This window comes from Stenotrophomonas sp. S39 (assembly GCF_016624665.1).
Taxonomy (GTDB): Bacteria; Pseudomonadota; Gammaproteobacteria; order Xanthomonadales; family Xanthomonadaceae; genus Stenotrophomonas.
Map to the genome: position 1 here is coordinate 34,628 of NZ_JACVTT010000021.1, position 18,653 is coordinate 53,280.

Sequence of the window (18,653 nt, forward strand, 5' to 3'; positions counted from 1 at the left end):
ACTGGGATCGATTCTAGCCCGCGCGTGTGAACAGCGCGCTGGTGTCCGCTGAAACGACAGCGCCCTTGAGTGCCCGTGCCGTCAATTATGTGACGAAACCCCCAGTTTCGCGGAGGTCATCCCGCCGTGATATTGACGCTCCTATCGATCTGCTAGCATCGCCGGCTGGAAACCGACGTTGGTTGACGTCTTTAACTCTGGAATTGGCATGGATCAGCTGAAGTACGTGATGACGCCAGTCGCCGGGCTTGGTGATGCGCAGCGTCTGTATCGACTGGAGCATGAGGCGCTGGCCGCCTGCACGGTCGAACGCTGGCGGGGGCGCGATTCGCTCTGCGAGCACGCCTGGACGGAGGTGACCCTGGTGGGCACCGATGCGGGCATCGATCTGGCGGCATTGCCAGGCACCCGCGCCACCCTGGTGACCCGCTGCGCCGATGGTGGTGAATGGCGACGCAGCGGGCTGGTTGCGGACGCGTCCTGCCTGGGCAGCGATGGCGGCCTGGCTCGTTTTCACCTGCAGCTGGTGTCGTGGACCTGGTGGTTGCAGTACGCGCGGCACAGCCGCGTGTTCCAGGAGCAGGGCATCCGCGAGATCGTCGATGCGGTGCTCGGCGGCCACGCCGCGGTCGCCCGCTGGCGGTGGGCCGAGGGCATGGACGCATTCCTCGGGCAGCGCGTGCGCAGCTACTGCGTGCAGTACCGCGAGAGCGACCTGGATTTCCTGCAGCGCCTGCTGGCCGAAGAAGGTCTTGGCTGGCGGCTGTACGCGGATGACGAAGCGCCGTGTGGCAATGGCATGGAGATCTTCGCCGACAGCGTCGACCTGCCGGAAGATGCGGCCAGTTCGGGTGCCGGTGTGCGTTTCCACCGCAGTGATGCGACCGAATCCAGCGACAGCGTGCAGGCCATTGGCCTGCATCGTCGCCTTGGCAGCACCGTCGTCAACCTGCAGAGCGACGACTACCGCCAGGTCCGAGCGCTGGCCGGTCAGGCGCCGACGGACGGTGGCGGCAGCCAGTCGACGCGCGAGGATTTCGATGCGGTCGGTGCCTATGCCTTCAGCGATGCGGCTTCGGCCTCGCGGCAGGCCCGATTGCAGGCCCAGGCCCGTGAAGCCCACAGCCGCAGCTGGCAGGGGCGCGGCACGGTCCGTGGACTGCACTCCGGGTGCTGGCTGCGCCTGCAGCAGGCGCCGGGCGCCACCCCGCCCGAGCTCCTGCTCGTCGCGGTGGACCATGCAGGCATCAACAACCTGCCGACCGATCTGCGGCGCAGCCTGGAGGACGCGCTTGGCGTTGCACCGGGCGATGCGCAGGATGCACCGCTGTGGGCACAGGCCGAAGCAGTGGGTTATGGCAACACGTTCCAGGCCGTGGAGCGCACCACGCCGTGGCGTCCGCAGCTGATCGACGGCACCGGAGCGCGCCTGAATCCGCGCCCCACGGTGCCGGGTTACCAGACTGCGGTGGTGGTGGCCGGCCAGGGCGCGGGCAGCCGCGACCTGCATGCCGACAGCCACGGCCGCGTACGCGTTCGCTTCCACTTCCAGCAGGCGCAGGGCGCCGGCGTGCAGGACAGCGCATGGTTGCGCGTCGCGCAGCGCTATGCGGGCCCGGGCGTGGGCAGCCAGTTCCTGCCGCGCATCGGCCAGGAAGTGCTGGTCGGCTTCCTGGATGGCGACATTGATCGTCCGCTGGTGCTCGGGGCGCTGTACAACGGGCGCGGCGAAGCGGGCGTGGCGCCGACGCCTGCAGGTGCCAATGGCGAAGGCGACCTGTCCGCCTACGGGCAGGCCGCCGATGCACGCAACAGTGCGCAGGCCAACCTCAGTGGTGGCCAGGCGCCGGCGTGGCATGCCGCGGGTGCCGGTGACCAGGCGCATCGCCACGGCGGCGCCCTCTGGGGTATCCGTTCGCGCGAGTGGGACGGCGGCGAAGGCAGCAACCACCTGCTGTTCGATGATTCCAACCAGCAGCTGCGGGCCCAGCTGGCCAGCAGCCAGCAAGTTTCGCAGCTGACGCTCGGCCATCTGCGGCACCAGGCCGACAACTACGTTGGCAGCCTGCGCGGCACGGGTTTCGAACTGCGCAGCGATGCGTGGGGTGCGGTGCGTGGTACTGCAGGGGCGTGGTTCACCGCCTATGGCCATGGCGGCACCACCCCCGCTGGCGAGGCCGTGCAGTCCTCGGCGCTGCTGACGCAGCTGCAGACGCTGGGTGAGCGCTTTACCCAGGCGGCCCGCACGCATCTGACCAGTCCGCTGGCGATGCAGGAGGGGGTAGGTTCGGCGAAGCGCTCGACGCTCATTACCGACCGGTCTCCGCTGCCGGGTCTGCTGGCAAGCGTGCGAACGACAATGACCGGCGAAGCCTTCGATCCCGCTGCTGAGGAAGCACCGCGCCGCGAGGCCGCTCCCGGAGAATCGCGTGTTCCGCATAGTGGCGACCCGCTGCTGGGCCTGGCCGCGCCCGATGGCGTCGTCCAGCTGGCCGGGCAGTCGATGCACTGGTCCACGGGTGAGGGGCTGCTGTTGTCCAGTGGCGGCCACAGCGATGTGGTCGTGATGGAGAAGGCGCGCCTGCATGCATCCCAAGCAGTGGGCATGCTGGCTGCGGCGAGCAGCGGCGCAGCAGTCAATACTGCGATGACCATCGCCAGTGGTGAAGGCGAACTGGATGTGCAGGCACAGGGTGATGCCGTCCGCGTACAGGCGCGGCAAGCGCTGCGCGGTGCCAGCGCTCAGGGAGTGGTGGAGCTGGAGGCTGGCAAGGTCCTGCACGTCGCCACAAGTGGCGGAGCTAGTATTACTGTGGCGGGCGGCAACATCACCTTCAACTGTCCTGGCGTGATCACGGTCCATGCTGCCACCAAGTCGTTCCTGGGGCCGGCACAGTTCAAGACCGAGCTGCCGAACTGGAGCCAGAGCGAAACCTCAAGCTGGCGTCTTACCGGCTTTTCGGGATAGGCCAGCGCGCTATCTGCAACAGAGTGAAGACAATGACTCGGATCAATTTTTTCACGTCCTGTGCCTGGGCATCGCGCAGGCCAGCGCATCTGGCTCTGGCGCTCGCCGCGCTGCTGCCAATGGCGGCCTGTGGCCAGGTGACTTCAGGGCCTGACGGACGTGGGCAGGCCGCGACACAGGGACAAGGCTCGAGCGAGGCAGAGGCGATCAGGGCACAGGCGCACGCCGATGAACAGGCTGCGCGTGGCGAGCCAGCGCTCGAAGGGGACCCTGACAGCACCGCGACGCTGTTTGAGGGCCTGCTCGATTGCAGCCCGAAGGGCTGGTATATCGATGCGGAATCCGGCCGTCCGGCGAACCCTTACCTGGCCAGGAATGCGCCGCAGCCCTGCGAGCGCGACGCAGAATTCGGAATCGCATACTTCTGTGTGAACGCCGATTTCCATGGGGTGCCGGTCTATCGGGTCGTGGCACATCTGGGTACCGCGCCGACGCCCATTGGCGTCCTCATCGACCTGCCGCTGGATCAGGCGCGTTCGCGCCTGCAGAAGGCGTTGGGTACGGAGCTTGGCGGCGGTCCAGATGGCCAGCAGGGGCGGAAGCCGGTACTGGGCCCCCACGGTGATGACACGCAGAAGTCGCAGTTGATGTGTACGCCCGACTGGGCTTGATCAAGGATAGAGAAACGCACGATGCCGACGTATAACCCTGGCCCGCCGTTCCGCGTGAGCAGCAACTGGTCGCAGGCCCGCAAACATCCGACGCTGGGTACGGTGAAACGCCACGAAGGACAGGACTGGGCCGCGCCCGCGGGCACCCCGATCCCGGCCGCGGCTGATGGCCATGTGGTCTATGCCGGATCGATGAATGGCTACGGCAATACGATTGCTGTCGAGCATCTGATTCGCGGCCAGGTGGTGCATACCATGTATGCACACATGTCCGCGCCGTCCCCCTTGAAAGTTGGCGACAAGGTCAAGAAGGGTGATCCCCTCGGCCCGGTGGGCATGACCGGTGGCGTCAGCTCGGGCAATCACCTCCATTTTGAAGTGCATCCGTACGCAAAGTCGGGCGTGCTCGGCCTGCACAAAACGGTGGATCCGGCGACCTTCGACTTTCCCGGCACGGAGGCCGTTTCAGGAGCGTTCGGCTATCCGTTTGCCCTCAAGGACGGCGAAGCCCCGCGCAGCGTAGCGGCGTATATGCACGCCATGCGCGGCGCAGAGGATGGGTTCTACCCAGTGGGCGGGAACAGCCTGTGGCATGGCGGCATCCACTTTGGTGATGGAACCGCGAGCGAGCTGGCGCAGGGGCCGACCCAACTGGCGGAGAAAAGTGGTGTGCGCTGCATCGCCGATGGCGAAATCGTGGCCTACAAGCTGGATTCCACCTATCCGGCGGTTCAGTTCCGCGAGAAGCAGCTGAAAGCGCTTTACTCCACCGGCTTCACACTGGTGAGGCACACCCTGGTGCTGCCGGAAAGTACGCAGCTGAAGGCCTGCCAGCCCGAAGCCGAATCCAGGGATCTTGAAGAGCAGACCCATGCCGCGCAGATGCGCTCTGCAGTGGCGGTGAAGATGCAGGCGGAGGATAAAAAGGCCGCAGCAGACGCGAAAGAGGCGCAGAAGACGGCAGCGGCCGAGGCGGCCAAGAACGCCAAGAAGGGCGAGAAGGCTGAAGTGCCGAAGGTCGCGGCAACGCCGGAGCGTACCGAAAGCAAGCCGGAAACCCTGGTGTTGTTCAGCCTCTACATGCATCTGATGGACTGGCGGGGCTACCGCCAGGACCAGGCAATTCCGCGGGCGAAGTACTGGAAGGGCGACAGCACCTATCGAGTGAGCGCCTCAGCGGCCGAAGACACCCAGAAAGTTCCGCCACCGCCTCCACCGCCTCCTGCGCCAGTCCAGGAGATGGCCGATCCGTTCGCGCCGACGGCGCGCTCGCCGTTTGCCAACGACCGTGCGTTCGGCCTTGGCCAATCGCCCCTGGGCGGAGGGTGGGGCCAGGGTGGCGCGGGCGCGCAGGAAAGCATGGGCCAGAGAGGCTTTGGCCTTGAGGCCGCCGTGGAACAGGCGACGCCACAACGTGTCCCATACGGCAGCCTGCCGACGCCGGGTGCCCCTGCTCCTCATCCTGAGGCCGCGCCGGCCCCGGCGGCCGCGCCGGAACCGGTCGCGCCTGCCATCAAGGGGCGCAAGGGCCTGAACATCCGCTCCGAGCCCAATGGCAAGCTGTTGGGAATGCTGGCGCAGGGAGCCCGCGTGCGCTTCACCGAAACCAAGGCGGTGGGCAAGGGCGTATGGGGCCATATTGGAGAAGTGCTGGAGGGCGAGATCATTCCTTCCGAGGCCGTGGACGGCCAGATCAAGCCCGGTGCGGAGACCGGTTGGGTGTATCTGTCGCGCATGGAGGCCGTGTTTGACAAGGCCGATCCGGTGGACCAGGTCGTGGTGCTGGACAAGCCGTACCCGGTCAAGGCTGGCGATATCATCGGCCAGATCGGCGAATACCAGACCTTTGGCGTGGCGCGTGCATCGCCGTCGCCAGGCATGCGCAGCATGCTGCACCTGGAAATGTTCAGCGGCGGCGACGTGCCCGGCTTCATCGGTCGCTGCAGAGCCTACGCGGCAACGCGACCGGCCAATGAGCGCAACATGCTGGTGCTGGACGTGGGCGTGAAGCTGGCCACCCCGGTGGCCAGCGATGCAACGCTGGCGGCCGGTTCGTTGGTGGTGGCTGCAGCAGATAGTCCCAAGGGACCTTGGGTGAAGGTACACAAGTGCGTGACACGGCAGGCGTCACGCACGTCGCTGGGCAAGTTCAACGAAAAGACCAAGCGCTATGCGGGTGGCGAGCAGTTCACCGGCTGGTACATCAGCAGCAAGGGCGAGCGTACGCAGGACGCCAAGACCGGTGGCAAGTGGCCTGACCGCGAAGTGCTGGTGCAGCTCGCCGAGGAGCTGTGGATCGAACGCGCGCGGCTGGCGACGGCTGCGGCAGGAACGCCGTTGGCCAGCGACGTGCCCGCCTGGAATGCTTATCCGTTGCGGGCAGGCAACCTGACGACGGCTGCCAGCAAGCTGCCGCGCGTGATCGCCCGGGTAGAGCTGGACGCACTTGAGAGCAAGTCGATCGCAACCGACGACAAGGGTGATCGCTGGTGGTGGGTATCCACCGATCAGGCCTCCGGATGGGTTGCGCAGAAGGACCATCCGCTGACCCATTGGGAATCGCCCTGGGCATGGCCGGGATTCGAATATGTCGAGGAAGGTCAGCTGACGCCGCTGGACCTGATGGCCTGGAAGGTATTCCAGATGGCCAAGTCGCAGCCTTCGGAAAAAGCCGAGCACAGCATGCGCGCGGATCGTGTGCGGGGCAGTTCCCTGCATCGCAAGATCTACCAGTTGTTGGATACCGACAACGATGGCGATCTGAGCCCGGAAGAGCTGAAGCGAGCACAGCAGAATCCGCTGCTGGCCCGCTATCTGCAACGGATGATCGCCCGCTATGAGAGCGAGTGGGGCGGTGGCATGCAGAAGTGGGACGAACTGGACGCCATGATGATGCGCGCCCAAGGCAACGAGTGGGCGGGCGAAAAGGTGCGCATCCGCAATCTGCAGTGGTGGGATTCAGTGAAATCCGTAAAGGACTTCCCCACCTCGCTGGACGTGTTCCACTTCCATCCACTGGCCATGATCAGCAATTTCATGGGGCTGGGCACCAAGATCAGTGGCGGTGACTTCGTGCGCCGGGTGGGTGACATCATTGCCCACGGCGAAGGTGGCTACGAGTCCTACAACACGGGTACGAAGAACGTGCCGGGCGACAAGGTTGGCTTCAGCTTCGTGCATGCTCCAGCGGGCACGGTCACCGGCAAGACCATTGATCAGATCCTGGCGACGGACGCGCTGGACGGAACAGACCGCAACCGCATGTTCGCTACGGGCAAGTATCAGACCATCATCAAGACGCTGCGCGCTGCGAAGGAGTCCATGGGGCTGACCGGCAGCGAAAAATATGATGCGGACCTGCAGGAGCGCGTTTTCGCTGAATACCTGTTGTCGAAGGCCGGTGGTGGCGCACTGGCCAGCTTCGTGCGCGACGGCGTTGGAAGCGTGGACGATGCGCAGTACGCGGCAGCAAAGGAGTGGGCGTCCATCGCCGCGCCGAAAGGGTACAAGACGAAGAAGGACAACGTTTCCGATGGCAACCTGTCCTACCATGAGGGGGCGGCCAACAGCGCCAACGCCGGATCGACGCGGGGGCTGAGGGAAGTGTTGATGGAAATTGCGGAGAGCCGGAAATGATCCCGATGAACATGCGCGGATTTGCATTGGCGGCGGCTTGGTTCGGAGTGGCCTGCCTACCTGCGGCATGCAGCGGTGCTGGCCCGTCCGGGGCAGCGCCTGTGCCCGAATCGCGGGAAAACGCTGCTCCCACAGCCGCGCCTGCCGCTGCTGCGGGTACTGCATCGGGCAATGCGCCGTACGCGGGCGTGGTGATGAGCTATCCGCATTCAGGGTGCTCCTACCAATACAGTCCGGTTGATTTCTGCGATGCGGCGCATCGCGCGCAGATCAATGAGGCGATCCGTACGCAGGTCCCCAACTTCAACACGCACTACATCCTGGCCCAGCTGGATGAGCGCAAGGAGTACTTCCAGCGCTCGATCGTGCTGATCGACAGCCGCGACGGGACGGTATACCCGCTGCCGATCGATGCCTTCAGCGGGCCGCTGGTGGACAAGGAGGGTGCGCGCGAGTACGGCAAGGTGGAAACCTCGCGGGAAGCTGACACGTTCTGCGTCAGCAGTGCATTGCTGGTCTACCGGGCGTTTGAAGAAGGCCGGTTCTGTTTCGGATTCGATGGGGTTCGCTTTACTGGCCACACGACGCAGTACATGCAGTAAGGATGCAGACCGGTCGCTCGGATATTCCGGTATCGAACCTTCAACAAGCCAACGATGCCCCAGTTCCCGCGTCCCCCGCTGGGAATGCACGCTATGCATAAGACGTCCTGCATGCCGTCTGACGGTGAGGGATGAGGCATGATTGCCAGTGGGTACGGGGCATGAGAATGCACGATGCGGCGTGAACAAGGCCGCGCTGAGGGGATGAGGGAGCCAATGGGCGGCGACATGCGCAAACTGCGACGGATGTGCCTCCCGCCTTGCGGCGCCGGCTCAACGTCCGAGAAACGAAGGTCCGGACGCGGGCCGACCAAGACGCCAGGTTCCACCATTCGTGCGTTGCTCGCAGTAGCGGGTGTGTTGAGCTCAGCCGGCTGTCTTGCACAGGACCCTGATGTGGGAGCCTGGCGCAAGGTGTCCGACAGCCGCTTGGAGAGGCAGTTCCATTTTTCAATGCTGCCTCGTGCTGCAGCGGTTGGAAGCCGATGGGCTGTCTATGATGCGGCAACAGGAAAGGTCGTCTGCTGCCTGTCGGTGGCAAGTGCTGAGATAAGTGAGAGCGAGCTGGAGAGTCGCTTCGACATCCCCGGCCCATGGGTGACCGACCTCACCAACGGCTGGAATCTCGATGCCGCGCCGTATCGACCGCACGTGCAGATGCTGGAAGTGCAGGGTGCGTTGGGCAGCCATGTATTCGAGGCGACAGGCGGAGCCAACGGCGGACTGCTGCTGCCGGCCGGCGCGCATGGAGTCGGGGTGAATGCGCTGGAGATGTCGGGCAAGCGTTACTCGCTCCAGCGAAGCGAGCACGCTTTGGCGGACGATGATGGCGGCGTACTGACGTACGTCCTGACGCCACTGGGTGGCGGCACAGTCCTGAAGGTTGAAGTTCCGTTCGGGACGTATTGAAGGCCCCGCTGCCATTCGCACTTCTGCGGTAAACATCTGCCTGCAGGCAAGGCGGAGCGTCCTGCAGGAATGTTGATTCCACGTGAAGGCGTTGACGTGCGCTGTCGTTTTCCATCTGTTACCGTCGGCTGGCAGGGGGAGGAACCGCGCGCCGGGGAGCGGTGCGCGGCAACAGTGGGAACGCCATGGAAGCGATGCGCAATCTCATGGTGCAGGCGGCCGGTCTGGATGCTGGCAGTCGCCTGTTCCGCTTGGATCTACCGGATCTGCCGGCCGTGGTGGTGGATGCGTGGCAAGGGCACGATGCGTTGTCCACGGGTCGGCATCTGCAGGTGGATGTGCTGTCGCTGGACGCTGCACTGCCGCTGGCCGATTGGCTGGGGCAGCCGGCCTGCCTGTACGTGCGCCAGGCCGACGGCCAGGACTGGCCACGCCACGGCGTGATTGCCGCTGCGCAGTGCCTGCAGGCCGATGGCGGCCTGGTGCGCTACCGCATCACCCTGCGCGACTGGACATGGTGGCTGGACCAGGCGGTGTGCAGCCGGGTATTCCAGGACCAGGACGTGCGCGCGATTGTCGATGCGGTCTTGCAGACGCATGCGCCGCATGCACACTGGCGCTGGAGCGATGAGGTCGATGCGCTGCTGGCGGCCTCGAGGCCGCGCAGTTTCTGCGTGCAGTACCGGGAATCGGACCTGGCTTTCGTGCAGCGCCTGCTGGCCGAGGAGGGCGTGGGCTGGTGCGTGGAGGAGGTGGCCGATGCACCGGCCGGGCACGGTGTGCTGCTGTTTGCCGACTCGACGCTGCTGCCGGAATCGGCGGCCTCGCAGGCGCGGGGCGGGATCCGTTTCCATCGTGCCGACGCCACCGAGGACGATGATGGCGTGCAGCAGCTGGGGCAGCAACGGCGGCTGCAGAGCACGCGCGTGCAGCTGCACAGCAGTGACTATCGCAGCGTGAGCTCGCTGACCGGGCAGCTGCCGCTGGAGGGCGCCGGCGAGGGCCTTCGCGAGGACTACGATGCGGTGGGTGCCTATGCATTCGCCGATGCGGCCGAGCTGCAGCACCATGCGCGGCTGATGGCCGAGGCGCGGGAGGCGCAGGCGCTGCAGTGGCAGGGTCGCGGCAGCGTGCGCAGCGCGGATGCCGGCCATGCCTGGGCGCTGACCGGCCTGCCGGGTGATCTGCCGGCCGAGCTGCTGCTGGTGGAAGTGACCCACGCCGGGGTCAACAACCTGCCGGTCGACCTGCGCGAGTGCGTGCAGGTGTTGCTGGGTGAGGCGGCAGAGCCCGACCCCCTGCAGGACGCGGCGAAACGGCACGGTTACGTAAATGCGTTCAGCGCCGTGGCGCGCGACCGGCGCTGGCGCCCGATCCTGGAGGATGGCACCGGTGCGCGACGCAATGCGCGGCCGCTGGCGCCGGGCTACCAGACCGCGATCGTGGTGGCTGGCGCTTCAGCATCCAACGACCTGCATGCCGACGCGCTGGGACGGATCCGGGTGCGGTTCCATTTCCAGGGCGATGATGGCGGTGCCGACAGCGCCTGGCTGCGCGTGGCGCAGCGCTATGCGGGGCCGGGCGTGGGCAGCCAGTTCCTGCCACGGATCGGCCAGGAAGTGCTGGTGGGCTTCCTGGAAGGCGACATCGACCGCCCGGTGGTGCTGGGCACGCTGTACAACGGGCGCGGCGAGGCGGGCGTGGCGCCGACCACGGCCGGTGCCAGCGCCGAGGATGATCTGTCGGCCTACGGCCAGGCCGCCGATGCACGCAACAGTGCGCAGGCCAACCTCAGTGGTGGCCAGGCGCCGGTGTGGCACGCGGCGGGCAGCGGCGACCAGGCGCACCGCCACGACGGCGCGCTGTGGGGTATCCGCTCACGCGAGTGGGAAGGGGGCGAGGGCAGCAACCACCTGCTGTTCGATGATTCGAACCAGCAGCTGCGCACGCAGCTGGCCAGCAGCCAGCAGGTGTCGCAGCTGACGCTGGGCCATCTGCGGCATCAGGCCGACAACTATGTGGGCAGCCTGCGCGGGCAGGGCTTTGAGCTGCGCAGTGACGCATGGGGTGCGGTGCGCGGTACGGCCGGGGCGTGGTTCAGTGCCTACGCCCACGCCGGTGCGTCGCCGGCGGGCGAGGCCGCGCAGCCGGCAGCGCTGCTGCAGCAGCTGGTGGCGCTGGCGAAGCGCTACAGCGTCGCGGCCGGAACACACCGGACGGTGCTGCCCGCGGCGGAGGCCGGGGTGCAGTCGATGCACCGATCACGCCTGGATGGTGCGCAGTCGCCCTTGCCTGTGCTGTTGGCCAGCGTCCGCAGTACCGTGCCCGCCGAGGCGCTCGCAGAGGCCTCCGCGACCGCCAGCCAGCGCAGCAGTGGGGCGGGGGACGGCGTGGTGCCACATACGGGCGATGCCGTGCTGGGCCTGTCGTCACCGGAGGGCGCGGTGATGGTGGCCGGCCAGGGGTTGCACTGGGGGCAAGGCGAGACACTGGTGCTGGGCAGTGGCCAGCACAGCGATACCGTGGTGATGGGGGATGCGCGCTGGCATGGCCGGCAGGCCATCGGCGTGCTGGCTGCCGCTGCCAGTGGCGCCGACACGCAGGCACCGACGCTGACCCTGGCCAGCGGTGAGGCGGTGCTGGATTTCAAGGCACAGCAGGATCAGGTAGACGTGCAGTCGCGGCAGGCGCTGCGCGCGGCAAGCGCGCAGGCGTCGGTGGAAGTGGCCGCCGGTCGTACCGTCCAGGTTGCGACGTCCGGTGGTGCCAGCATCACCATCAGCGCGGGCAACATCGTGGTCAACGCGCCCGGTCGCATCGCCGTGCAGGCCGGGCGCAAGTCGTTCCTGCCGGGCGGCAGCGGACGCTATCCGTTGCCGGTGTTTCCTCAGTCGGTCTGCAAGGAATGCCTGCTGCTGGCTGCACAGCGGGCAGCGCCGCTGACGCCCAAAGGGGGGCCGGCGTGATTCCCGACTGGCATTTTCCGCCGCTGGATCTGCCGCCGCTGGAGGAGGGCCTGCAGCGCTTCGTCCTGCTGGACGGCGCGCAGTGCAACCAGCCGGTGCAGCTGCTGCGCACGTTGCCGTGGGCACCGCTGCCACTGTTCGATGGCCTGCTGGCCGATGGTGCCGACGATGCCAGCGTGTTCCTGGCCCGATTGCCGCGCGGTTTCGAGCATGACCGGTTCCTGCAGCGGGCCGCCTCGCAGGGGCGTTCGCCCGGCATGCTCAGCATCATCGAGACGAGCCTGGACGCCCAGCAGCTGCAGCAGCGCCTGCAGCGGCGCCTGGATGCCAGCTATCCGAACGGCAAGCTGTTCCTTGCGCGCTTTTTCGATGCGCGCGTCCTGCCCTGGTGGGTGCAGGTGCTGGACGAGGCGCAGTGCCGCGCGTTCCTGGCGCTGGGAGAGCGTTGGTGGTACCTGCGCCATGACCTGCAATGGGCGCACCTCGAACTGGAAGTCGTGGCCCTGGACCCGCACGACCCGCCCTGGGTGCTGGAGGCGCCGCAGCGGCGTGCGCTGATCGACGCCAGCTACCCCTATACGCTGATCGACCATTTCCAGCTGACCGACCCCGAACTGCTGGCGCGGCTGCCACGTGCACGCTGGTACACCTTCTTCCGGCGCGTGGTGGCGACGGCTGCGGCGGCCGGCATCGAGGACAGCCGCCGCGTGGTGATGGTGGCGACCTGGGCGCTGCTGGCCGGCAGCGATCTCGGCGAGGATCCGGCCTGGCAGCAGCGCCTGCAGGATTTCGCCAGTGGCCGGCGCAGTGCGGCCGATATCGGCGATGAAGTGTGGCCCTTGGAAGAAAGCTGGGATTGAACGGAGCGAGATCGCGATGATGAGCAACAAGTACCTGTGGTGGAGCGCGCTGGCGGTGATCGCGCTGCTGGTGGTGGGCGTCGGCTGCAGCCGGGCGATGGCGCGCGGCAAGACGCCGATCATGTCGTTGTTCGCGTTCAACTACAGCCCGTATTACCTGGCCGATGTGCGGGTCGACGGGCAGTTTCTGGGTGGCGTGGACGGCTACACCAATGGCGGCTCCGGGATGGGGCCGCGCGCGCCCCGCGGCAAGGGGCCGGACAGCGTGCAGGTGCGTTGGATCGAGGCCAACCGCTACGACCTGGCCACCAACCGCTACCTGAGTGAAGGGCGTCGCGTGCCGCGCGAGGCGGTGGTGCCGCTGAAGACGCCGTATCCGCCCAACCCGGCGACGTTGCTGCTGCATTTCTACGCCGACGGCCATGTCGAGGCGGAGCTGCTGGACAAGGGCGTGAACAAATGGGATGTGCGACGCATGCCGGTGCCGAAGGAGCACAAGGACCATGACCAGTACTGATCCGACCGCGATTCCGGGGCAGGTGGATCTCGAACCCGGTACCCCCGATCCGGTCGCGCAGGCCGAGGGCACGGCGCGCACGGCGCGGCTGGCGCGCGGAACGCGTCCGTTGAGTGATGCCGAGCGTCGCCGTCGCCAGGAAGCGATGTGCGGCACGGTGCCCGACAAGGAAGCGGCGACCACCGGCTGCACGCAGAGCCTGCACCTGAGCGTGTTCTTCGACGGCACGGGTAACAATCGCGAAGAGGAGCTGGGCAAGGATGCGGGGGAGCGGGCGCTTTCCAACATCGCCCGGCTCTACGACGCGCATGTAAATGATCGTCGCAACAGCAAGCGGCAGTATCTGGCGGGCGTCGGCACGCCCTGCCCGGAAGTCGGCGACAGCGGCGGCCTGCTCGGGCTGTCGATCGGCAAGGGCGGGCGCGAGCGCATCGACTTCGCGCTGCAGGCGCTGGACGAGCTGATCGATACCCAACCCGAGCCGATGCGCATCCTGGTGGTCAGCGTGTCGGTGCTGGGCTTCTCGCGGGGCGCTGCGTCGGCGCGGGCGTTCGCGCGGGATCTGGCGGCGCGCTGCAAGCGCCAGGCCGATGGCACCTGGTTGTACCGCGAACGCATCCCGCTGCGGATCGGTTTCATGGGCGTGTTCGATACGGTGTGCTCGGTGTGGCCGAACCTGGCCGCGGCGGGGATCAATTACCGCAATGGGCATACCGGCTGGGCCGACGGCATGGCGGTGCCGGCCATCGTCGAGCAGTCGGTGCACATGACCGCCGCCCATGAGCTGCGCGGCCAGTTCCCGCTGGATTCGACGCGCGAACACGCCCATTACCCGGCCAATACGGTCGAGATCTGGTTCCCCGGCGTGCACTCGGACGTGGGCGGCGGTTATGACCCGCAGCACCAGGGGCGGCAGAACAGCATCGCGCGCTTTGCCCTCAACGAGATGTACGACATGGCGCAGGCCGGTGGCGTGCTGCTCAACCCGATCAGCCTGCTGGAAGATCACGTCAAGGCCGAGTTCGACAAGCAGGATCCGGAGCTGCAGGCCGTGTTCAACGCCTATCTGCAGGCTGTACGCGTGAAGCGCGGGCGCATGGAGGATGTACAGGCCGCGCACATGCAGCTGCTGTACCGCTGGATGCGGGTGCGCGTGGCCCGTGGCGATCAGTTGCCATCGATGCAGCGCCTGGCGGCACGCGAGGAGGCGCTGCGCGAACAGGTACGGACCCTGCGCCGGCGGCAGTCGCAGCTGCCCGCGCCCTGGGACAACGACAACCTGCACCTGGCCGACCAGGGCAGTGCAGACAAGACCGCCGAGTGGAACCGCGTGTCCGATGAACTCAAGGCGCGTGACGACGAGCTGTCGGCCGTGCGCAAGCAACGGCGTGGGCTGGAGAAAGAGAACGACACGATGGTCGGCAAGATCGTCGGCCTGCGGCGTCGCCGCGAGCGGGGCGCATCGTTGACCATGGCCGAGCGGGTGACCCTCGAGTCGTGGGATGACACGACCCTGCTGCCGCCGGAGGTGGAAACCTTCTTCGATGGCTACGGTCACGATTCGGTGGCGCACTGGTTCATCGGCAACCTCAGCCAGTGGCGCGTGCTGTACTTCGGTGCGACCAAGTACACGCCGGGCAAGGTTGAAGAGGCCGAGGTGGAGGCGGCCGTGCCGGGCTGAGGGCCGCGATACAATGGCGCGCTGGCCCAACCGTTGAATGTGAGTGTCGTGCCCCGTCTGCTTCCGTTGTTCCTGTCCCTGTCCGTGCTGGCCGGTTGTGCCAGCACCCCGGCACTTCCGGCCCATTCCGATGCGTTGTGGCGCCTGATCGAACGCGACTGCCGAAGCGCGCAGGGACCGCAGGGCAGCTGCCTGCAGATGGAAGAAGCGGCTGACCGGCGCGATGTGCTGGTGAAGGACTCCCATGGCGATTTCCAGTTCCTGCTGATGCCGCTGGACAAGGTCAGTGGCATCGAGAGCCCGGGGCTCTACCGCAAGGGCGTACCCAACTACTTTGCTGCGGCCTGGCGGGCCCGTTCCCACACCCAGCAGGCCTTGGCCCAGCCGCTGCCGCGCGAGGTGGCCAGCCTGGCGTTGAACTCGCCGCATGGCCGCTCGCAGCACCAGTTGCATATCCACGTGGACTGCCTGCGTGCCGATGTGGTGCAGGCGCTGGATGCGCAGCAGGCGGCGCTGGGGATGCGCTGGGCACCTTTGCCGGTGCTGCTGCGTGGCCACCAGTACCAGGCGCGCCTGCTGGCCGGTGCGGAGCTGACCGCCAACCCGCTGAACCTGCTGGCCTTCGACCTGAGCGGCCCGGCTGACGTCGGCAACTGGAGCCTGCTGGTGGCGGGCCGCCGCGATGTGTACGGTGCGCCCGGTTTCGTGCTGCTGGCCACCCGGCTCGACCCCGCCACCGGCAACGACGCCAGTGCCGAGGAACTGCAGGACCATGCCTGCAGCGTGCTGACGGGCGCCGGCTCTGCGCTGGAGCGCGTGCGCTAACCCATCGCGGCCTGCCGGGGGCGCCAGGTCGACGCGGTCAGTGCATGCAGGCTGCGATCTTCCCAGCCGTCCGCGCCCAGATGATGGTCGCGCAGCAGGCCCTCCTTCTGGAAGCCGGCCGCGCGCAGCACCTCCGAAAGCCCGGCGCTGTCGTCGGGCGGCAGCATCACGTAGACGCGGTGCAGCCCGACCTGTTCAAACAGGAAGGGGCACAGTGCATGCAGCGTGTGTGCAAAACGTTGCGCATCGCCCCAGTCGGCCTGGCAGAAGCGCTGCAGCTCGGCACTGCGACCGCGTGCCGACTGCAGCCGCACCGTGATCTGGTCGACCAGGGCGTGGCTGGCCTGGTCGAACACGCCCAGCAGCAGGCGGTCATTGTCTTCCTGCAGCCGCGAGCGCTGGATCCCGATGAACAGCTGCACCTCGGCATCGGTGCGGCAGGCCAGGTGGCAGCCACTGCGGCGCTGTCCGCACAGCGTGCGCCAGCCGGCCAGATCGGTGCGCTGCAGCGAGCGCAGGTTGATGGAGCCGTGGCCCAGGTGCAGCAGGTGGCGGCGCAGTACCGGGTGCAGGGCAAGGTGGGAAGCGGGGTTCGGTTCGATGCACATGTGGGCACGATTGCGCCTTTGCGCGCCGATGCCCATGAAAATTGTTGCAAAGTGAGCTGCCCTGCGCGCGGGAGGCCTGCGTTGGTTCAGGCGCAGGCCGATCCGAGGGCATCGCGATGAAAACGAAAGGTCCGATGGCGACGATCTTGGCTTGGTGCGGTGCAGATGGTGGAATGCGCCGTCGGCGGCGCATGTCGAAACCGTCCTGGGTTCCATGGACGGGTTCGACGCGGGGCGCTTCGTGTTTTCTGCTGCCCTGGCCGCCAACGGCATCAGCCAATAGCGTCAAGCCTGGTTGAACGGGCCGGGCCGGCCGTTACGGCAGTGCCTGCACGCTGTACGACTCGATGACGTAGCTGAAGGGCTGCTGCTGGCGGTCGCGCAGCAGGGCGCGCACTTCCAGGATCACGCCGTGGTCGCCTTCGCCGCGCGGCGGCCAGAAGGTCTGGTCGGCCAGGGTCTGGCGCTGGAAACCGAGCGGACCCACCACGCGGCCGAAGGGTTCGTCGCTGCTGTCCAGCACCTGGTTCATGGCGGTGCTGAGGCGGCCCGGCAGGTACCAGTTGTCGGCTTCGGAGAGCACGCGGTTGCCGCAGACCAGCTGCACCCGCCGATAGCGCAGCGGCGTACCGGCGCCTGCGCCGAGCGCCTTCAGCACATCGGCCGGTGCCGCCTTGTCCTGGCCATGTACGCGGACGGCGCGCACGCGCGCCTGTTCAGCCAGGCCGTGCTCGGCGCACCAGCTTTCGAGGGTTCCGGTTGCGCTGGGGCCGGCCAGCACGCGCTGGTGCAGCAGTTCGACCAGGGCGGATGGCGCGACGCGCTGCTGACCGGGCGGTGCGTGCAGTGGCGCGGTGGCACCGGCATCTGCGGCGGACAGGCTGGCGATCGGGGCAGCGGCCAGCAGGGATGCGGCCTGCCAGCGGCGGAGACGATCGTGGCGGTCGGACGGGCCCATGCGGCATCACAGCGGAAACAGGTGTCTATGGTACCCGTTCAGGCGTGCACCGGGCGTGCCGATCACGTCGGCAGCCGTGGCCATTCATTGCGCTGGCGAATACGAGACATGCAGATATTTCGTTGGCCGATGCCGTGGGGGCGGCGCACGATGGGCCCCTTGATGGCTTTACGGGAGTTCCCCCCATGACCCTGCAGTTCGTCCAGGGCGGCGTCGATCGCGATGGTGCGCCGGTGCATTTCCATATCCGCGACGGCCGTTTCGACGGGCTCAGCCGCGAGGCGGTCCCGGCCGAAGGTGCCGAGATCATCGACCTGCAGGGCTTCACCTTGCTGCCCGGGCTGGTCGATGGCCATATCCACCTGGACAAGAGCTTCGTCGGTGATCGCTGGCATCCGCATCAACCGGTGGCCAGCCTGCGCGAGCGCCTGGCGGTGGAGAAAGCCGCCGTCGCCGGGGCCGCACCGATGGTGGACCGCGCCGAAGCGCTGATTCGCCAGTGCAGTGGCTTCGGCACCGTGGCCATGCGCTGCCACGTGGATATCGACGCCAGCACCGGCCTGCGCCACCTGCAGGCGGTACGCGAGGCCGCGCAACGCTGTGCGGACATCATGCAGATCCAGCTGGTGGCGTTTCCGCAGGCGGGCGTGATGTCCTGCGCGGGCACGGCCGCGGTGCTGGAACAGGCCCTGGCCGAGGGCGTGGAGGTGCTGGGCGGCATCGACCCGACCACGCTGGATGGGGATGCCGAAGGGCAGCTGGCCCTGCTGTTCGGCCTGGCCGAGCGTTATGGCGTGCGCCTGGACATCCACCTGCATGAGCCGGGTGAAACCGGCCTGGCCCAGCTGCTGCGCATTGCCGCGCGGACGCGCGCGGCCGGGCTGCAGGGCAGGGTGGCGGTCAGCCACGCGTATGCCCTCGGCGAAGTGCCGTTGGCACGCGCGCTGCAGGTGGGCGAGGCATTGGCCGCTGCCGGCGTGGCGATCATGAGCAACGCGCCGGGCGACCACCCGTTCCCGCCGCTGCGGGCGCTGCACGATGCGGGAGTGCGGGTGTTCGCGGGCAACGACAACATCCGCGACTGCTGGTGGCCGTATGGCAATGGCGACCTGCTGCAGCGTGCGATGTTGCTGGGTTACCGCTCGGGGTTCTACACGGATGCGGATCTGATGTTGGCGCTGGAGATGGTGACCACCCATGCGGCGGCGGTGATCGGGTTGCCGGAGTACGGGATGGGCGAGGGGATGCCGGCGACGTTCGTGGCGGTGCGGGCGGATCACGGTCCAGCGGCGGTGGCAGGTGTGCCGGCCGAGCGGCGCGTCGTTGTTGGCGGGCGGTGGGTGTAGTGGGCAGGGCTTGCAGCCCTGCACCTGCTTCAATCCAGGGCAACGGCCAAAGCCAGAGCGGCATTCCGTGGGATGGCGGGGCGGTGTGGGTGGTCAGGACACGCCG

At 67.3% G+C, this 18,653-nt stretch carries 13 protein-coding genes; 11 read left to right on the forward strand and 2 right to left on the reverse strand.

What is annotated here, in order from left to right; genetic code table 11:
* Positions 1–208 precede the first annotated feature (208 nt).
* The 10 genes from IAE41_RS07865 (at position 209) to IAE41_RS07910 (ending at position 15,635) form a co-directional block, all read left to right on the forward strand.
* Positions 209–2,968, forward strand: a complete 2,760-nt coding sequence (locus IAE41_RS07865; protein ID WP_234458372.1) for a type VI secretion system Vgr family protein — start codon at positions 209–211, stop codon at positions 2,966–2,968.
* A 32-nt stretch (positions 2,969–3,000) separates the two neighbouring features.
* Positions 3,001–3,639 carry a hypothetical protein gene (locus IAE41_RS07870; RefSeq protein ID WP_200732684.1) on the forward strand — a complete coding sequence of 213 codons (639 nt, stop codon included), beginning with the start codon at positions 3,001–3,003 and terminating at the stop codon, positions 3,637–3,639.
* Positions 3,640–3,660: 21 nt separating this feature from the next.
* Entirely contained in the window at positions 3,661–7,275 is a 3,615-nt protein-coding gene (locus tag IAE41_RS07875) for a M23 family metallopeptidase (RefSeq protein WP_200732685.1), read from the forward strand.
* The gene (locus tag IAE41_RS07880; RefSeq protein WP_200732686.1) at positions 7,272–7,877 is read left to right on the forward strand and encodes a hypothetical protein; all 606 of its coding nucleotides are present in this window, start codon (positions 7,272–7,274) and stop codon (positions 7,875–7,877) included. Before IAE41_RS07875 ends, IAE41_RS07880 begins: the two co-directional genes overlap by 4 nt.
* A 396-nt stretch (positions 7,878–8,273) precedes the next feature.
* Positions 8,274–8,786 carry a hypothetical protein gene (locus IAE41_RS07885; RefSeq protein WP_200732687.1) on the forward strand — a complete coding sequence of 171 codons (513 nt, stop codon included), beginning with the start codon at positions 8,274–8,276 and terminating at the stop codon, positions 8,784–8,786.
* Between the two features lie 194 nt (positions 8,787–8,980).
* A complete protein-coding gene (gene tssI, locus IAE41_RS07890) occupies positions 8,981–11,752 on the forward strand; it encodes a type VI secretion system tip protein TssI/VgrG (protein WP_325166988.1) in 2,772 nt (923 codons plus the stop codon).
* On the forward strand, positions 11,749–12,612 hold the full coding sequence (locus tag IAE41_RS07895) for a DUF4123 domain-containing protein (protein WP_200732689.1): 864 nt from the start codon (positions 11,749–11,751) through the stop codon (positions 12,610–12,612). The genes tssI and IAE41_RS07895 overlap by 4 nt, the downstream gene beginning before the upstream one ends.
* Positions 12,613–12,631: 19 nt before the next feature.
* Positions 12,632–13,129, forward strand: coding sequence for a hypothetical protein (locus IAE41_RS07900; RefSeq protein WP_200732690.1), 498 nt, complete (start codon positions 12,632–12,634; stop codon positions 13,127–13,129).
* Complete coding sequence (locus tag IAE41_RS07905) at positions 13,116–14,810, forward strand: DUF2235 domain-containing protein (protein ID WP_200732691.1); 1,695 nt, start codon at positions 13,116–13,118, stop codon at positions 14,808–14,810. The genes IAE41_RS07900 and IAE41_RS07905 overlap by 14 nt, the downstream gene beginning before the upstream one ends.
* A 39-nt stretch (positions 14,811–14,849) precedes the next feature.
* Positions 14,850–15,635: a CDP-diacylglycerol diphosphatase gene (locus tag IAE41_RS07910; protein WP_200732692.1), complete on the forward strand. Its 786-nt coding sequence runs from the start codon at positions 14,850–14,852 to the stop codon at positions 15,633–15,635.
* Here IAE41_RS07910 and IAE41_RS07915 read toward each other — a convergent pair.
* Positions 15,632–16,243, reverse strand: coding sequence for a GNAT family protein (locus IAE41_RS07915; RefSeq protein WP_200732693.1), 612 nt, complete (start codon positions 16,241–16,243; stop codon positions 15,632–15,634). The two genes, IAE41_RS07910 and IAE41_RS07915, sit on opposite strands and share 4 nt — an antisense overlap.
* Positions 16,244–16,559: 316 nt before the next feature.
* Positions 16,560–17,201, reverse strand: coding sequence for a hypothetical protein (locus IAE41_RS07920; RefSeq protein WP_200732694.1), 642 nt, complete (start codon positions 17,199–17,201; stop codon positions 16,560–16,562).
* Between the two features lie 185 nt (positions 17,202–17,386).
* Here IAE41_RS07920 and IAE41_RS07925 point away from each other — a divergent pair, with 185 nt between their 5' ends.
* Complete coding sequence (locus tag IAE41_RS07925; protein ID WP_200732695.1) at positions 17,387–18,547, forward strand: amidohydrolase family protein; 1,161 nt, start codon at positions 17,387–17,389, stop codon at positions 18,545–18,547.
* Positions 18,548–18,653 lie beyond the last annotated feature (106 nt).